This window comes from Comamonas aquatica (assembly GCF_018064205.1).
GTDB classification, from domain to species: domain Bacteria; phylum Pseudomonadota; class Gammaproteobacteria; order Burkholderiales; family Burkholderiaceae_C; genus Comamonas; species Comamonas aquatica.
The window spans coordinates 1,082,852-1,099,283 of record NZ_CP072916.1; the positions used below are offsets into that span (position 1 = coordinate 1,082,852).

General features: G+C 61.1%; 13 protein-coding genes and 1 other RNA gene. 5 read left to right on the top strand and 9 right to left on the bottom strand.

Annotated features, from left to right (window positions below; translation table 11 throughout):
- Window positions 1-63: 63 nt before the first annotated feature.
- The 7 genes from KAQ61_RS05155 to gyrA form a co-directional block, all read right to left on the bottom strand.
- A complete protein-coding gene (locus tag KAQ61_RS05155) occupies window positions 64-375 on the bottom strand; it encodes an integration host factor subunit beta (RefSeq protein ID WP_210930702.1) in 312 nt (103 codons plus the stop codon).
- Window positions 376-467: 92 nt separating this feature from the next.
- A complete protein-coding gene (gene rpsA, locus KAQ61_RS05160; protein ID WP_042417105.1) occupies window positions 468-2,150 on the bottom strand; it encodes a 30S ribosomal protein S1 in 1,683 nt (560 codons plus the stop codon).
- A 160-nt stretch (window positions 2,151-2,310) separates the two neighbouring features.
- Window positions 2,311-4,344, bottom strand: a complete 2,034-nt coding sequence (locus KAQ61_RS05165; protein ID WP_210930703.1) for a bifunctional 3-phosphoshikimate 1-carboxyvinyltransferase/cytidylate kinase — start codon at window positions 4,342-4,344, stop codon at window positions 2,311-2,313.
- A gap of 17 nt (window positions 4,345-4,361) precedes the next feature.
- On the bottom strand, window positions 4,362-5,249 hold the full coding sequence (locus KAQ61_RS05170; protein WP_045266610.1) for a prephenate dehydrogenase: 888 nt from the start codon (window positions 5,247-5,249) through the stop codon (window positions 4,362-4,364).
- Between the two features lie 9 nt (window positions 5,250-5,258).
- Complete coding sequence (pheA, locus tag KAQ61_RS05175) at window positions 5,259-6,359, bottom strand: prephenate dehydratase (protein WP_042417096.1); 1,101 nt, start codon at window positions 6,357-6,359, stop codon at window positions 5,259-5,261.
- A gap of 135 nt (window positions 6,360-6,494) precedes the next feature.
- Window positions 6,495-7,601, bottom strand: a complete 1,107-nt coding sequence (gene serC, locus KAQ61_RS05180; protein WP_210930704.1) for a 3-phosphoserine/phosphohydroxythreonine transaminase — start codon at window positions 7,599-7,601, stop codon at window positions 6,495-6,497.
- Between the two features lie 112 nt (window positions 7,602-7,713).
- Window positions 7,714-10,395, bottom strand: a complete 2,682-nt coding sequence (gene gyrA / locus KAQ61_RS05185) for a DNA gyrase subunit A (protein WP_210930705.1) — start codon at window positions 10,393-10,395, stop codon at window positions 7,714-7,716.
- A gap of 237 nt (window positions 10,396-10,632) precedes the next feature.
- Here gyrA and ompA point away from each other — a divergent pair, with 237 nt between their 5' ends.
- The 5 genes from ompA (at window position 10,633) to KAQ61_RS05210 (ending at window position 14,590) form a co-directional block, all read left to right on the top strand.
- Window positions 10,633-11,271, top strand: a complete 639-nt coding sequence (ompA, locus tag KAQ61_RS05190) for an outer membrane protein OmpA (RefSeq protein ID WP_042417086.1) — start codon at window positions 10,633-10,635, stop codon at window positions 11,269-11,271.
- Window positions 11,272-11,350: 79 nt separating this feature from the next.
- The gene (gene ubiG, locus KAQ61_RS05195) at window positions 11,351-12,064 is read left to right on the top strand and encodes a bifunctional 2-polyprenyl-6-hydroxyphenol methylase/3-demethylubiquinol 3-O-methyltransferase UbiG (protein WP_043386814.1); all 714 of its coding nucleotides are present in this window, start codon (window positions 11,351-11,353) and stop codon (window positions 12,062-12,064) included.
- Entirely contained in the window at window positions 12,061-12,735 is a 675-nt protein-coding gene (gene gph, locus KAQ61_RS05200) for a phosphoglycolate phosphatase (protein ID WP_210930706.1), read from the top strand. Before ubiG ends, gph begins: the two co-directional genes overlap by 4 nt.
- Window positions 12,736-12,747: 12 nt before the next feature.
- Window positions 12,748-13,126: a transfer-messenger RNA gene (gene ssrA / locus KAQ61_RS05205) on the top strand.
- A 219-nt stretch (window positions 13,127-13,345) separates the two neighbouring features.
- Window positions 13,346-14,590: a tyrosine-type recombinase/integrase gene (locus KAQ61_RS05210; RefSeq protein WP_210930707.1), complete on the top strand. Its 1,245-nt coding sequence runs from the start codon at window positions 13,346-13,348 to the stop codon at window positions 14,588-14,590.
- 516 nt (window positions 14,591-15,106) lie between these two features.
- Here the strand turns inward: KAQ61_RS05210 and copD are convergent.
- On the bottom strand, window positions 15,107-16,033 hold the full coding sequence (gene copD / locus KAQ61_RS05215; protein ID WP_043387573.1) for a copper homeostasis membrane protein CopD: 927 nt from the start codon (window positions 16,031-16,033) through the stop codon (window positions 15,107-15,109).
- Between the two features lie 4 nt (window positions 16,034-16,037).
- Window positions 16,038-16,424 (bottom strand): copper homeostasis periplasmic binding protein CopC, encoded by a 387-nt coding sequence (gene copC / locus KAQ61_RS05220; protein WP_003078546.1) that lies wholly within the window; start codon window positions 16,422-16,424, stop codon window positions 16,038-16,040.
- Window positions 16,425-16,432: the final 8 nt, after the last annotated feature.

The following is a 16,432-nucleotide window of genomic DNA, read 5'->3' on the forward strand; positions in this document are numbered from 1 at the left end:
CCCTGGATTTTAGGCGCACAGGGCGGCAGGCGGGCAATTGGTGGGGATGTCGCGCGCAGGACGTCAGTCTGCGGTCGGGGTGGTGGCAGGTGCGCTCTGGAAGTCCACGGCTTCGCGCAAGGCCTTGCCGGGTTTGAAATGCGGCACCCGCTTTTCGGGGATGTGGACCGATTCACCGCTGCGGGGATTGCGGCCAATGCGCGCAGGGCGGCGAGACACGGAGAAGCTGCCAAAGCCACGGATCTCGATGCGTTGGCCATGCACCAGGGCATCGCTCACGGCATCTTGGATGGTTTTGACGGCGTGCTCGGCATCGCGCTGTGTGAGTTGGGCAAAACGTGCGGCCAGCTCTTCAACTAAGTCAGATCGGGTCATGAAGCAATTATCCCAAGCAGTACCTGGAAAAGACGGCGGGCGCCGTGACAGCGCCCGCCGGGGTCTTGCTACCTGTGAATCAGGTGCAGACTTTACTTGTCAGCGTCCAGCTTGGCGCGCAGCAGGGCGCCCAGGCTGGTGGTGCCGGCATTTTCCTTGGAGGACTGGGCCGACAGGGAAGCCATGGCTTCTTGCTGTTCAGCCATGTCCTTTTGCTTGATGGACAGCTGGATGTTGCGGGTCTTGCGATCCACGTTGATCACCACGGCGGTCACTTCGTCGCCTTCCTTCAGCACGGAACGGGCATCTTCCACGCGATCGCGGGACAGTTCGGACACGCGCAGGTAACCCACGATGTCGTCGCCCAGATCGATTTCAGCGCCACGCTGGTCCACGGTCTTGACCTTGCCGGTCACGATCTGGCCCTTGTCGTTCACGGTAGCGAACGTGGTGAAGGGGTCGCTGTCCAGCTGCTTGATGCCCAGAGAGATGCGCTCGCGCTCGACGTCCACGCCCAACACGATGGCTTCGACTTCTTGGCCCTTCTTGTAGTTACGCACGGCGGCTTCGCCGGTTTCGTTCCAAGACAGGTCAGACAGGTGCACCAGGCCGTCGATACCGGCAGCCAGGCCCACGAACACGCCGAAGTCGGTGATGGACTTGATGGGGCCCTTCACGCGGTCGCCGCGCTTGGTGTTCTGAGCAAATTCTTGCCAAGGGTTGGCCTTGCATTGCTTCATACCCAGGGAGATGCGACGCTTGTCTTCGTCGATTTCCAGAACCATCACTTCCACTTCGTCACCCAGCGAAACCAGCTTGGAAGGAGCGATGTTCTTGTTGGTCCAGTCCATTTCGGAAACGTGCACCAGGCCTTCGATGCCGGGTTCCAGTTCCACGAATGCGCCGTAGTCGGCAATGTTCGTGACCTTGCCGAACAGGCGGGTGTTGGAAGGATAGCGGCGAGCCACACCCATCCATGGGTCGTCGCCCATTTGCTTCAGACCCAGGGACACGCGGTTCTTTTCGGTGTCGAACTTCAGGATCTTGGCAGTGATTTCCTGGCCAGCGGTCACCACTTCGGAAGGGTGACGCACGCGGCGCCATGCCATGTCGGTGATGTGCAGCAGACCGTCGATGCCACCCAGGTCCACGAACGCACCGTATTCGGTGATGTTCTTGACCACGCCTTGCACGATGGCGCCTTCCTTCAGGGTTTCCATCAGCTTGGCGCGCTCTTCGCCCATGGAGGCTTCCACCACAGCGCGACGCGACAGCACAACGTTGTTGCGCTTGCGGTCCAGCTTGATGACCTTGAATTCCATGGTCTTGTTCTCGTAAGGAGTCAGATCCTTAACGGGACGTGTGTCGATCAGCGAACCGGGCAGGAATGCGCGGATGCCGTTGACCAGAACGGTCAGGCCGCCCTTGACCTTGCCGGAGGTGGTGCCGGTCACAAATTCGCCGGATTCCAGCGCCTTTTCCAGCGACAGCCAGGAGGCCAGACGCTTGGCGGTGTCGCGCGACAGGATGGTGTCGCCGTAGCCGTTTTCGATCGATCCGATGGCCACGGACACGAAGTCACCCACTTGGACTTCGATTTCGCCCTGGTCGTTCTTGAACTCGTCGATTGGCACATAGGCTTCCGACTTCAGGCCAGCGTTCACCACCACGAAGTTGTGCTCAACGCGCACGACTTCAGCGGTAATGACTTCGCCGGGACGCATTTCAGTGCGTTGCAACGATTCTTCGAAAAGGGCGGCAAAAGATTCAGACATGTAGATCCTTACCCGCTTACAGATTTCCGGCAGCACCATTGCTGCACGTTTTTAAGGCTGTAGGCGGAGGTGCAGGCAAAACCTGCGGGGTTAAAGGGTTGCAAACCGCATCACCAGTGCGTCAACGGCGCGAATGTGGTGTGCGGGCCGGGTGCCAGTCTCAAGCGCGGGGCGCAAAAGGCTGGCGTTGCTCCCACCAGGTCAAGATCTGCTGCACGGCTTGTTCAATCGTGCCTTCGGAGTTATCCAGGTGAATAGCGTCTTCTGCGGGTTTCAAGGGCGCTGCAGCGCGATTCATGTCGCGGGCATCGCGGGCCTGAAGGTCCGCCAAAAGGTCTGCCATGTTAGCAGAAAGCCCTTTGGAAATCAATTGCTTGTAGCGGCGCTCGGCGCGGCACTCGGCGGTGGCCGTCAGGTAGACCTTCAAGGGGGCGTCCGGGAAGATCACGGTGCCCATGTCGCGGCCATCGCCGACCAGGCCGGGCAGCCGCCGGAAATCGCGCTGCACCTGCAGCAGGGCCTCGCGCACGGCGGGGAAGACGGCCACGCGCGAGGCGTTCATGCTGGCGTCCTCGGTGCGGATGGCCAGGGAGATGTCTTCACCGTCCAGCAGCACGCGCTGATCGGGCTTGAAGCCGATGCGGGAGCGGCGGATCAGGTCGGCGATGGCCGGGGCGTTGTCCTCGGTCAGCGCGATGCCGGCGCGCGAGGCGGCCAGGCCGGTGATGCGGTAGAGGGCGCCCGAGTCCAGCAGCGCAAAGCCCAGGCGTTCGGCCACCAGGCCGGCGATGGTGCCTTTGCCCGAGGCCGTGGGGCCGTCGATGCAGATCACGGGGGTGGGGCGCGAGGCCTGGGCCACGCCGAAGAAGGCCTCGAAATAGTCCGGGAAGGTCTTGGCCACGCACTTGGGGTCTTCGATGCGCACCGGCAGGCCGGCGGGGTTGAAGGCCGCCAGCGAGAAGCACATGGCCACGCGGTGGTCGTCGTAGGTGTGGATGCTGGCAGCGCGCCAGTCGGCCGCCGTTGCAGGGGGCGTGATGCGGATGAAGTCCGCGCCTTCCTCCACCGTGGCGCCCAGCTTGCGCAGCTCGGTGGCCATGGCGGCGATGCGGTCGGTCTCCTTCACGCGCCAGCTGGCGATGTTGCGCAGCGTGGTGGTGCCGTCGGCGTACAGGGCCATGCTGGCCAGGGTCATGGCCGCGTCGGGGATGTGGTTGCAGTCCAGGTCGATGGCCTTCAGGGGCCAGGCGCCGCGCGTGATGTGCAGCCAGTTGGGTCCGCTGGTCACCTGGGCGCCCATGGCCTGGGCGGCTTCGACAAAGCGGATGTCGCCCTGGATGGAGTCCTGGCCCACGCCCAGCACTTGGATGCCATTTTGGCCACCAGCCCCTGTGGCGATGGCGCCGAGTGCTATGAAATAACTGGCGGAGGAGGCGTCGGCCTCGACATGGATGTCGCCGGGCGACTGGTAGCGGCTGCCGGCCGGAATCACGAAGCGCTGCCAGCCCTCGTTGCGCACGGTGATGCCAAAGCGCGCCAGCAGCTCCAGCGTGATGTGGATGTAGGGCTTGGAGATCAGTTCGCCCACCACCTCGATACAGATGTCGCTGTCGCTGGCCAGCAGGGGCAGGGCCATCAGCAGCGCGGTCAGGAACTGGCTGGAGACATCGCCACGCACGGCGATGGGGGCATCGCCCAGCTGGCTGAAGTTGGGTTGGCCGATGCGCAGGGGCGGATAGCCGGGGTTGCCCAGGTAGTCGATGTGGCAGCCCAACCGGCGCAGGGCGTCGACCAGATCGCCGATGGGGCGCTCGTACATGCGCGGCACGCCGGTCATCTCGAAGTGGCCGCCCAGCACGGCCAGGGCCGCCGTCAGCGGGCGCATGGCGGTGCCGGCATTGCCCAGGAACAGCTGCGCGCGCGCATTGTTGGGCAAGGCGCCGTCGATGCCGGTGATCTGCACCGGCTGGCCCGGGGTGACCTGGGCGGGGGTGACCTGGCAGCCCAGCTCGCGCAGCGCGGCCAGCATCACGCGGGTGTCGTCCGAGTCCAGCAGGTCGTGGATGGTGGTGGTGCCGGCGCTCAGGGCGGCCAGCAGCAGCACGCGGTTGGAAATGCTTTTGGAGCCGGGCAGTTGCACGCTGCCGCTGGCGGTGGCCAGGTGGGGCAGGTCAAGAAAGGCGGTCTGGTACATGCGTGAAATTCAAAGGTTCAGGCCGTGGGCGTGGTGGCTGCGGGCGGAAGGAAGCGGCACTGCGCCCGCGCGGTGCTGGCCAGGGTGATCATGGCCTCCAGGGCCTGGGCGTCGCCCGTGTGCAGCACCTGCTCGAAGGCCTGCAGGGCGCGCTGGAAGTGCTGTGCCTGGGCCAGCACCTCGTCCTTGTTGGCCAGCAGGATGTCGCGCCACATCGCCGGATCGCCGGCGGCGATGCGCGTGAAGTCGCGAAAGCCGGGGCCGGCGACGCTCAGGAAGGCATCGGCCTGGGGCTGGCCGATGACGCTGTGCATCATGGCAAAGGCCAGCATGTGGGGCAGGTGGCTGACGGTGGCGAAGGCGGCGTCGTGCGTCTCGGGCGACATGCTGCGCACGTCGCAGCCCAGGGCCTGCCACAGGGCTTCGGCCTTGTGCAGGTGGCTGGTCAGTGTGCGCTCGGTGGGCGTCAGGATGACCTTGGCACCGCGGTACAGCTCGGCGTCGGCGTGCTCCACGCCGGCCACTTCCTTGCCGGTGTTGGGGTGGGCGGGCACAAAGCTGGCAATCTGGCTGCCCAGCGCGTTGCGCGCGGCCTGCACCACGTCGGCCTTGGTGGAGCCGACGTCCATGATCAGCATCTCGGGCGTGACCAGGTGCTTGATGGACTTGAGCGTGGCTTCGGTCGCCCCCACGGGCACGGCCAGCAGCACCAGGTCGGCGCCGGCGGCGGCCAGCAGGGCGGAGGGCGCCTCGACATCGATCACGCCCATCTGCAGGGCGCGGGCCGTGGTGGTGGGGGACTTGCTGTAGCCCACCACGCGCTGGACCAGGCCGGCTTTCTTCAGCGCCAGGGCGAAGGAGCCGCCCATCAGGCCACAGCCGATCAGGCCTAACTGTTCAAACATGCAGCCTCCTCACGCCGGCACGGGGTAGGTCCCCAGCACCTTGTAGAAGGCGGACAGCGCTTGCAGCTCTTGCAGGGCCTGGGCCACGTGGGGCTGGGCGGGGTGACCCTCCAGGTCGATGTAGAAGTAATACTCCCACTGGCCGGTGCGGGCTGGGCGTGACTCGAAGCGCGTCATGGACACGCCGTGCTTCTTCAGCGGCACCAGCAGGTCGTGCACGGCGCCGGGGCGGTTGGGTACGGAGATGACCAGGCTGGTGCAGTCCTTGCCCGTGGGTGCGGGCGTGGCCAGGGTGTGTGGCAGGCAGATGATGGCAAAGCGCGTGCGGTTGTAGGCGTCGTCCTGGATGGCATGGCTGACGATGTGCAGGCCGAACTGCTGGGCGGCACGCTCGCTGCTAATGCCGGCCCAGGTGGGGTGCAGGGCCGCCAGGCGCGCGCCTTCTGCGTTGCTCTCGACCGGGCGGCGCTCGGCGTGCGGCAGGTGCTTGGACAGCCAGGCGTGGCACTGGGCCAGGGCCTGGGGGTGGGCGGCCACGACCTCGATGCCTTCCAGCGCATTTGTGCTGCGCAGCAGGTGGTGGCGGATCAGCAGGCTGACCTCGCCCACGATGTGGCAGGGCGTGTTGCGGAACATGTCCAGCGTGCGGTTGACCACGCCTTCGGTGGAGTTCTCGACGCCGACCACGCCGTACTGGGCGCTGCCGGCGGCCGTGGCGTGGAAGACTTCCTCAAAGGTGTTGCAGTACAGGAAGTCGGCGGCGCCGCCGAAGTACTGCACAGCCGCTTCCTCGGTGAAGGTGCCCTCCGGGCCGAGCACGGCCACGCGCTGGGGCGATTCCAGCGCCAGGCAGGCGGACATGATCTCGCGCCAGATGGCGGCCACGTGCGCACCCTTGAGCGGGCCGGGGTTGTTGCTTTTGATCTTCTCGATGACCTGGGCCACGCGGTCGGGGCGGAAGAAGGCCGTGCCTTCCTGCTTCTTCAGCTCACCGACCTGCTCGGCCACATGGGCGCGCTGGTTCACCAGGCTCAGCAGCTGGCGGTCCAGGCTGTCGATTTCGTTGCGCAGCTTCAGCAGCTCGGGGCTGGCTTGCGGTTCTGTGCTCATGGCATCCTCAAAATTCAGAGCTGTCTGCGCAGGTGTTTCAAGCGGTTCAGGTGAAAAAGCCTCTGAAACCTTGAACCATCAAGCGCCGACAGCTCATTTTTATGTGTGTCCCGGGCGAGGGGCACCGGGGCAGGCTCAGGCGCTGGTGCGCTCGAATTCCTGCATGTAGGCCACCAGGGCCTGCACGCCAGCCAGGGGCATGGCGTTGTACAGGCTGGCACGCATGCCGCCCACGGACTTGTGGCCCTTGAGCTGCAGCAAGCCGGCGGCCTTGGCGCCGGCCAGGAAGGCGTCGTTGCGGCTTTCGTCGCGCAGGAAGAAGGGGATGTTCATGCGCGAGCGGTAGGCGGCATCCACCTTGTTCAGGTACAGCTGCGAGTTGTCCAAGTACTGGTAGAACAGCTCGGCCTTGGCGCGGTTGCGCGCTTCCATGGCGGCCACGCCGTGCAGGTCGCCCTCGGTCTGGCGCAGCAGCCATTGGAAGGTGAGGCCCGCCATGTAGATGCCCCAGGTGGGGGGCGTGTTGAACATGGACTGGTTGTCGGCCACGGTCTTGTAGTTGAAGGCCGAGGGGCAGATGTCCAGCGCCTGGCCCAGCAGTTCATCGCGCACGATGACGATGGTCAGGCCGGCGGGGCCGATGTTCTTCTGCGCGCCGCCGAAGGCCAGGCCGACCCGGCTCCAGTCCAGCGGGCGCGAGGCGACGTTGGACGAAAAATCGATCACCAGCGGTGCATCGCAGCCCAGGGCCTGCAGGTCGGGCAGCTGCTGGAACTCCACGCCGTGGATGGTCTCGTTGCTGCACAGGTGCACGTAGGCGGCGTCCTTGGACAACTGCCAGCTGGCCGCGTCGGGCACGCTGGTGAAGCCGCTGGCCTCGCCGCTGGCGGCCAGGTGCTGGCGGGCGTACTTGCCGGCTTCCTTGAAGGACTTCTGGCTCCAGCTGCCGGTGACCACGAAGTCCACCGTGCCGCCCTTGGACAGGTTCAGTGGGACGATGGCGTTCTCGGCCAGGCCGCCGCCCTGCATGAACAGGATGTGGAAGTGGGCGGGCACGGCCAGCAGGGTGCGCAGGTCGGCCTCGGCGCGCTCGTAGATGCTGATGAATTCCTTGCCGCGGTGGCTCATCTCCATCACGCCCATGCCCGAGCCGCCCCAGTTGAGCATCTCGTCGGCAGCTTGCTGCAGGACTTCTTCAGGGATGGCGGCGGGACCGGCAGAGAAATTGAATGGGCGCTTCATGGTGGGCAATCAAATCACGCGCCAACGGCCGAAAGGGGAGCGCTGGCAGCTATCAAAAAAACGATCTTAGGCGAAAAAACACCCCACAGCTTGCGCAGTGGGGTGTCGTGGTTCAGGACTCGGCGGGCGCCTGCGGTGCCTCGCCGGTGTCCGTCTCTCCGTCGCCATCGCCGTCGGTGCCGGTGGCATCGTTCTCGGCGATGCGCTGCAGACCGATCAGCTTGGCGCCTTCGTCCAGGGCCATCAGCGTCACGCCCTGCGTGGCGCGGCCCATCTCGCGGATCTCGGCGACCCGGGTGCGCACCAGCACGCCCTTGTCGGTGATCAGCATGATCTCGTCCTCGGCGCCGACCAGGGTGGCGGCCACGACCTTGCCGTTGCGCTCGGACTGCTGGATGGCGATCATGCCCTTGGTGCCGCGGCCGTGGCGGGTGTATTCGCTGATGTGGGTGCGCTTGCCGTAGCCGTTCTCGGTTGCGGTCAGCACGCTTTGCGCGCCGGGCTCAACGTTGCCCGAGCCGTCATCGGCTTCGGCTACCAGCATGGCGATCACGCTCTGGCCGTCGTCGATGTTCATGCCGCGCACGCCGCGGGCATTGCGGCCCATGGGGCGCACATCGTTTTCGTCAAAGCGCACGGCCTTGCCGCCGTCGCTGAACAGCATCACATCGTGCTTGCCGTCGGTCAGTGCCGCGCCGATCAGGTAGTCGCCTTCGTCCAGGCCCACGGCGATGATGCCGGCCTTGCGCGGGTTGCTGAACTCGGTCAGCGCCGTCTTCTTGACGGTGCCCATGCTGGTCGCCATGAAAACGTAGTGGTCTTCAGGGAAGCTGCGGTTGTCGCCGGTCAGCGGCAGCACCACGTTGATCTTCTCGCCGTCCTGCAGCGGGAACATGTTGACGATGGGGCGGCCGCGCGAGTTGCGCGAGCCCGAGGGCACTTCCCAGACCTTGAGCCAGTACATGCGGCCGCGGTTGGAGAAGCACAGCAGGTAGTCGTGCGTGTTGGCGATGAACAGCTGGTCGATCCAGTCGTCTTCCTTGGTGGCCGTGGCTTGCTTGCCGCGACCACCACGCTTTTGCGCGCGGTATTCGGACAGCGGCTGGCTCTTGATGTAGCCGGTGTGGCTGAGCGTGACCACCATGTCGGTGGGCGTGATCAGGTCTTCTGTGGACAGGTCCTGCGCGCTGTACTCGATGGTGGAGCGGCGCGCGCCCAGCTTGGATTGGCCGAATTCGGCCTTCAGGGTGGTCAGCTCGTCACCGATGATGACGGACACGCGCTCGGGCTTGGCCAGGATGTCCAGCAGGTCTTCGATGGTGGACATGATCTCGCGGTACTCGGCGACGATTTTGTCCTGCTCCAGGCCGGTCAGGCGCTGCAGGCGCATCTGCAGGATTTCCTGGGCCTGCGTGTCCGACAGTCGGTACAAGCCATCCTGGCCCAGACCGAATTCGCGCTCCAGCGATTCCGGGCGGTAGTCGTCGGCATTCACCACGCCGCCGTCTTCGCGGGTGCGGGTCAGCATCTCGCGCACCAGCTTGCTGTCCCAGCTGCGGGTCATCAGCTCGGCCTTGGCCACGGGGGGCGTGGGGGCGTTGCGGATGATAGCGATGAAGTCATCAATATTGGCCAATGCCACAGCCAAGCCTTCCAACACGTGGCCACGGTCGCGTGCCTTGCGCAACTCAAACACGGTGCGGCGGGTGACCACTTCGCGGCGGTGCTGCAAGAAGACCTGTACCAGATCCTTCAAGTTGCACAGCTTGGGCTGACCGTCCACCAGCGCCACCATGTTCATGCCGAACGTGTCTTGCAGCTGGGTTTGCTTGTACAGGTTGTTGAGCACCACCTCAGGCACTTCGCCGCGCTTGAGCTCAATCACCAGGCGCATGCCGGACTTGTCGGACTCGTCCTGGATGTGGCTGATGCCTTCGATGCGCTTTTCGTGCACCAGCTCGGCCATGCGCTCCTGCAGCGTCTTCTTGTTCACCTGGTAGGGCAGCTCGTCGACGATGATCGCCTGGCGCTGGCCGCGGTCGATGTCCTCGAAGTGCACCTTGGCGCGCATCACAATGCGGCCACGGCCCGTGCGGTAGCCTTCCTTGACACCGTTGATGCCGTAGATGATGCCGGCCGTGGGGAAGTCGGGCGCGGGCACGATTTCCATCAGATCGTCCACGCTGGCTTCGGGGTTGCGCAGCAGGTGCAGGCAGGCGTCCACCACCTCGTTCAGGTTGTGGGGTGGGATGTTGGTGGCCATGCCCACGGCAATGCCGGCCGAACCATTGACCAGCAGGTTGGGCAGGCGCGCGGGCAGCGTCAGCGGTTCCTGCTCGGAGCCGTCGTAGTTGGGGCCGAAGTCGACGGTTTCCTTGTCGATGTCACCCAGCATTTCGTGGGCGATCTTGGACAGACGGATTTCCGTGTAACGCATCGCCGCCGCGCTGTCGCCGTCGACCGAGCCGAAGTTGCCCTGGCCGTCGACCAGCATGTGGCGCAGCGAGAAATCCTGCGCCATGCGCACGATGGTGTCGTAGACCGCACTGTCGCCGTGCGGGTGGTACTTGCCGATCACGTCCCCGACGATACGCGCCGACTTCTTGTACGGACGGTTCCAATCGTTGTTCAGTTCGTGCATTGCATACAGCACGCGTCGATGCACAGGCTTCAAGCCATCGCGCGCATCGGGGAGGGCGCGCCCCACAATCACGCTCATGGCGTAATCAAGGTAGCTGCGGCGCATCTCCTCTTCAAGGCTGATAGGCAAGGTTTCTTTGGCAAACTGGGTCATGTAGTGGTGCAGGGTTGTGCAATGACGACGAAGTAGGCCATTTTAGAAGGAATGTATTGTTGCTGATGGGCAACATCTCACGGGCATTAGGCTTTTGTCCTACCTCAAGCACCAAGGCTAGCGAGCCAATCGAATATTCCGTATGGCACAATGATTTCCAGCGTTCTTGGTGATAGTCACTGATGACGTCCATGAATTTCGCAGCTCGGCTGCGGCTTAATCCCCAAGAGGAGAACCATGAAGAAACTGAACAAAGTAGCGATCCTTTTTGCTTCCGCCGCTCTGGCAACTGCAGCTGGCGCTCAAGTGAAGGCTGCCGACGGCGGCAAGGCCATCGACAACTGGCAAAACGGCACCGGCGAACTGGTGTGGAAGAACGGCACCAACGAACTGTGCTGGCGCGATGCCAACTGGACACCTGCTACAGCCGCTGAAGGCTGCGACGGTGCTCTGGTGAAGGCTGCCGCTCCTGCTCCAGCCGCTGCTGCTCCAGCTGCCGCTGCTGCTCCAGCTCCTGCTGTGGCTTCGAAGGTGACTTTTGCTGCTGACGCTTTCTTTGACTTCGACAAGGCTGTGCTGAAGCCCGAAGGCAAGGCCAAGCTGGACGATCTGGTGTCCAAGGTGCAAGGCATCAACCTGGAAGTGATCGTGGCTGTCGGTCACACCGACTCCGTGGGTTCCGACGCTTACAACCAAAAGCTGTCTGAGCGCCGTGCTCAAGCTGTGAAGGCTTACCTGGAGTCCAAGGGCATCGACAAGAGCCGCGTGTACACCGAAGGCAAGGGCGAAAAGCAGCCCGTGGCCGACAACAAGACCAAGGATGGTCGCGCGAAGAACCGTCGCGTGGAAATCGAAGTGGTCGGTACCCGCAAGTAATTTTTCGCAGATTGCGTCAAAAAGCCCCGGTCACGGGGCTTTTTTATTTCTGTCTTGAACTCGTAGCACAATCACTTCCATGACCGATTCGATCAATGTGGATCCAGCAGAGCTGGAAAAATTCTCGAGCCTCGCCCACCACTGGTGGGACATGGAAAGCGAGTTCAAGCCACTGCACATGATCAATCCATTACGCCTGGGATGGATTGATGAGTTGGCCTCACTCCAGGGCAAACAGGTGCTGGATGTGGGCTGCGGTGGCGGTATTCTGGCGGATTCCATGGCGCGCAAAGGCGCCCATGTGACGGGGATTGATCTGGCGACCAAGTCCTTGCGTGTCGCGCAGCTCCATGCCTTGGAGACGGGAACTCCCAATATCCAGTACCGTGAGGTGCCCGTTGAAGCTCTGGCGGCAGAGCGTCCCGCCAGCTTCGACGTGGTGACCTGTATGGAAATGCTGGAGCATGTGCCAGATCCTGCATCGGTGGTGCAGGCCTGCGCTCAACTGGTCAAGCCGGGTGGCTGGGTGTTTTTCTCCACCATCAATCGCAATCTCAAATCCTATGGCTTGGCGATTGTGGCGGCGGAATATGTACTGAATATGTTGCCCAAGGGCACGCATGAATTTGAGAAATTCTTGAAGCCCAGTGAAATGGCTGGTTTCTGCCGTCAGGCCGGGCTTGCTGTGACGCATTCCAGAGGTCTGCAGCACAACCCGTTGACGGGGCGCTACTGGCTTAACGAGGATTGCAGTGTGAACTACATGCTGGCCACGCGCCGCTCCCACGTATGAGTCCGAAGTTGCATCAAGTCGATGCGGTGCTGTTTGATCTGGACGGTACGTTGCTCGATAGTGCCCCCGATCTTGGCTTCGCAGCCAATCAGCTGCGCATTGATCGTGGCCTGCATCCTTTGGAACATTCGCACTATCGTCCTTTCGTAGGAACCGGTGCGCGCGGGATGTTGCGGATTGCCTTGGGCATCACGCCGGAAGCCGATGATTTCAATGTGCTGAGGGAAGAGTTCTTTAGGGCTTACGAGCGCTGTATGGGGCATCATTCCCAACTATTCTCTGGGGTCGAATCTCTGCTGCAGGATTTGACGGCGAATGCATTGCCCTGGGGGATTGTGACCAATAAAGCAGAGCGCTTTGCTTTGCCCATCGCGCGTTCTATCTCGGTTCTGGCAAGTTCTGGTGCGGTGATCTGTGGCGATACCACGGCCCATTCAAAGCCGCATCCTGCCCCTTTGCTGGAAGCTGCTCAACGCTTGGGCGTTGATCCTGGTCGATGCATCTATGTGGGTGATGATGAACGCGATATGGTCGCGGCCCGTGCCGCTGGGATGAAGGCTGTAGCGGCCTCATATGGTTACCTGGGTGGTGTGGACTCCGTTGCAGCCTGGGCACCGGATGCTGTGATTGACTCACCCTTGGAGCTGACACGCTTTCTAGGATTGAATTAGAATAACGTTCATGGGGCTGTCCTGGTTTCGACGTGGGTTCGGGATCAGTGTGGTGCATGTCGAGCTTGAGTGATGCTCGTAAATCTCCATTCAAAAAACTAACTGCAAACGACGAACGTTTCGCACTCGCCGCTTAAATCCGGTGAGCCTTGCAACAGCACGCTGATGGGCTGGGCAAAGGGGTAGCAATACCTCTCGGCTGCAAGGGAATTCACATCAGCTGGCTTGGTACCGGGCACCTTGGTATTGGGCAAGATTCAAGGGTGCTGGCCTTGTTTGAAGCGTGTGTCTGCGCGGCGTACAGGGTGAGATTAAAAATCAGAACACTAAACATGTAGATCTGCCTGACGAAGGCTTGCGGACGCGGGTTCAATTCCCGCCAGCTCCACCATCCACCCGTACAAAGGGGTTCAATGAAGTTCATTGAACCCCTTTTTCTTTTGGTAAATCAATGACTTATCGTCTCTTTATGTCTTAAGTGATTTCACTGCTGCCAATGCATACATGGGGAACATTTGGGGGAACAGGTGGGGGGAATGGTAAATTTACCCCCACCTGTTCCCCCTTTCCCCTCTGGGGGGAGGTCTTTTTGAGAGGATTTGTTCCCCCTATGTTGACTGATGCACAGTGCCGAAACGCAGTCTGTTCCCCCGGCGCAAAGCGAGAGCGTTTTTCTGACGCAGGTGGCCTGTACCTTGAGGTCAGCCCTGCAGGCTCTCGACGCTGGTTCTGGAAGTATCGAAAGGACGGTAAAGAAGGGCGTCTGGCTCTAGGCAGCTATCCGCAGGTTACATTGACGGCTGCACGGAAAGCTAGGGATGCTGCTCGGTTGCAGAAGTCAGAAGGCATCGACCCCGCCAAGGCACGCAAGCTGGAAAAGTTGGTCAACCCAACTGGGGTCGCCGACACATTCAAAGCGGTGGCGCTGGAATGGTACGAAAAGCAGGTTCCACGCTGGAGCCCTGGTCATGCTGAGCGAATGCATCGTCAACTGGAGCGCGACTTGTTTCCGTGGATTGGTGATCGCGAAATGACGCAGATTCAGCCCATGGAATTACTCGCGGTGCTGCAGAAAGTGGAAGCGCGTGGGGCTGTGGAGACCGCTGACCGTGCACTGATGTTGGCACGGCAGGTCTGGCGCTACTGGCTACCAACAGCCAGCAATACTCAACGTGACATCACCGAAGGCCTGAAAGCTCGATTGACTCCATATCGAGGCACGAACTTTCCTGCCATTGTGGAGCCCCAGCGCTTCGGGGAACTTCTGCGTGCCATGTACGCCTATAAGGGTGGCCCCTTTGTGCGCACTGCGCTTTTGCTTGCCCCATTGCTTTACCAGCGTCCTGGCAATCTTCGGATGATGGAGTGGCGTGAATTGGAGCTTGATGCGTCGCTTTGGACCATCCCCAGTGTCAAGATGAAGCGCACGGTACAGGAAAAGGAAAATGGGGAGCCGCATGTGGTGCCGCTGCCAAAGCAAGCTGTGGCGATGCTGCGTGAATTGCTGCCGCTTAGTGGCCGTGGACGATATGTATTCCCCGGTCAACGTGACCACGACCGTCCTATGTCCGATAACTCTGTGCGTACAGCTCTGTACAGCCTGGGGTTTGGCGATGAGCAAAGCTGGCACGGCTTTCGTGCGAGTGCCAGAACCATGTTGGTCGATCAGCTAGACCTTGATCCGCTGGCGATCGAGGCCAATCTGGCGCATGCTGTCAAGGATGCGAATGGACGCAGCTATAACCGGACGAAGTACTTGGCAAAGCGCTTCGATCAGGTTCAGCAGTGGGCTGACTACTTAGACTGCCTGCGGGAAGGTAGTACTGCGATCGAACTGCACACACGTGTTGGCTAATCTGTGTGCCTTCCATCTAATTTGTGGGGTTTCATGAGGATGCTGACCGTGATCATTAATCCCCCTGAAGCGATAGGTCCGTCCCTCGTGAACTATCTGATGAGGCGACTGTAGAGAGACAGTCATGCCGCAAACAGGATCCTTCAAAGGCTCAGCCTCAGTCATGGTGTTTTCCAACTCAACTGACTCTGAAGAAGATCGATGCTGATGATGATGCATGCCGATGGCCCTTCACGATGTTGGATCGATTCTTGGCCCTTACACCATGTGAATGTCAAGCCAGAATCTGCTCGAAAAACAACTCTATCCACCTATTCTGAGATAGCGCAATCAGAGTTCGCTGCTTGTGGCCATCTCAATTTAAGAAATAGTTCTTTGTTGAGATGGCCTTTGTCTGACTACATGACGCGGACGCCATCCAAGCATGAATCGACGGAAGCGTTTTACCCTTCCTATCAGTGTCTACGTCTGCTTAGAGCAGCTCCGCTTCTGCTGTCGGTGGTTGATCTCGGAGGATCAAATTCCTTTTGGGGAAAGAATCCCTAACCAAGCCACACTCGCCAAAACCAGAACTGCCAGTGTTGCTTCCATGAACAGGCTCTGGCGTAGCTTAGCGACTGCTTGTGCATGATTTCCAGAGGTCAACGATGCCTCCAGACTTGGACTTAGCCGGAACCGATTTGCCGCAGCCAAAGCAAGCATTCCGAGAACCAGCATCAGCTTGCCTAACAGCAACTGACCATAGAGTGTCGAAACAAGCGGATCAAGCGAAGGCCCTGCGATCAATACGTAGTTGAGTACACCACTGATCCCCAGAACGACCACGATCAGCGTCCCTACCTGGGCGAAGCCATTTGATGTTCGGCTCAATATTGCTACTGTGTTTGATGCCTTATTCGCACTCGTTACGGCCAAGATCAAAAAGGCGAGTAACGCGCCGACCCATGCACCTGCTGCCCAGAGGTGCGAGATGTCCGAAGCCAGGTGGATGTATCCCCGCATTCCATCGTCCATCGCACCATGACCACTCCAAGCCAGGGTCGCCAGTGCCACACCGCTAGATCCGGACATGGCAACAAAGCGCAACGTGGGATTGAATTTCACAAATGCGATCAAGATGCAAAGCGCTAGCGCAAGAATACGAATGCACCAAGCAAGGCCCATGTGAGTGCCGGTGATGAGCATCTCGAAGATATGCGTTGACAACTCAGCGTAAGTTTGAGCACCGGACATGGCCTTGGCAAGGACTGTCATGCTGACCACGGACAGGCCAATTCCGAATGCTGAAAATGCACCGACACATATTCGATAGCAGCGCCCAATTGCCAAGGATCGCTCGTCATGGCCAAGGGCATAAACGCCAAACATGGCGACGCCAAAGGCCGCTGCCATGTCCAGATACAGCGCAAGGCGCAATACGATGGTGAACCAATCCTCGGCCATTTGCTTACTTCACCTGGAATGTGACGTTGCCATTGATAGGGTGTGTGTCTGACGACACTGCACGCCAATCCACGCGATAGGCACCGGGTTGAAGCGTCTGAGCGGGAGTAATGACCATGGTTTTGCCATCGCTAGCGCCAGAGACGCTTGCGCTGACCTTCATTGCGCCGTGGTTCGGCATTCCGGGCATCCCCGTCATGATCAAGTTCGCTGCCGAGAACTGAGGAACCAGCGTCTCAGAGAACTTCAACTCAATCGTGGCAGGTGCCGCGACCTGCGACTTATCCGCAGGAGAGGAGGAAACTAACGAAGGATGTGCAAATGCTGCGGAAGCGAACAGTGTTGCGGCAATTGGCGCGATGAACTTAGCGACCAGGTTTGAGCGGTTCATGAGAGACT

Bases quoted from the DNA above. Each gene is read 5' to 3' on its own strand.
- ompA (WP_042417086.1), top strand. From the start codon at position 10,633: ATGAAGAAACTGAACAAAGTAGCGATCCTTTTTGCTTCCGCCGCTCTG.
- gyrA (WP_210930705.1), bottom strand. From the start codon at position 10,395: ATGACCCAGTTTGCCAAAGAAACCTTGCCTATCAGCCTTGAAGAGGAG.
- rpsA (WP_042417105.1), bottom strand. From the start codon at position 2,150: ATGTCTGAATCTTTTGCCGCCCTTTTCGAAGAATCGTTGCAACGCACT.
- KAQ61_RS05165 (WP_210930703.1), bottom strand. From the start codon at position 4,344: ATGTACCAGACCGCCTTTCTTGACCTGCCCCACCTGGCCACCGCCAGC.
- KAQ61_RS05210 (WP_210930707.1), top strand. From the start codon at position 13,346: ATGTTGACTGATGCACAGTGCCGAAACGCAGTCTGTTCCCCCGGCGCA.
- KAQ61_RS05155 (WP_210930702.1), bottom strand. From the start codon at position 375: ATGACCCGATCTGACTTAGTTGAAGAGCTGGCCGCACGTTTTGCCCAA.
- copD (WP_043387573.1), bottom strand. From the start codon at position 16,033: ATGGCCGAGGATTGGTTCACCATCGTATTGCGCCTTGCGCTGTATCTG.
- ubiG (WP_043386814.1), top strand. From the start codon at position 11,351: ATGACCGATTCGATCAATGTGGATCCAGCAGAGCTGGAAAAATTCTCG.
- pheA (WP_042417096.1), bottom strand. From the start codon at position 6,359: ATGAGCACAGAACCGCAAGCCAGCCCCGAGCTGCTGAAGCTGCGCAAC.
- KAQ61_RS05170 (WP_045266610.1), bottom strand. From the start codon at position 5,249: ATGTTTGAACAGTTAGGCCTGATCGGCTGTGGCCTGATGGGCGGCTCC.
- serC (WP_210930704.1), bottom strand. From the start codon at position 7,601: ATGAAGCGCCCATTCAATTTCTCTGCCGGTCCCGCCGCCATCCCTGAA.
- gph (WP_210930706.1), top strand. From the start codon at position 12,061: ATGAGTCCGAAGTTGCATCAAGTCGATGCGGTGCTGTTTGATCTGGAC.
- copC (WP_003078546.1), bottom strand. From the start codon at position 16,424: ATGAACCGCTCAAACCTGGTCGCTAAGTTCATCGCGCCAATTGCCGCA.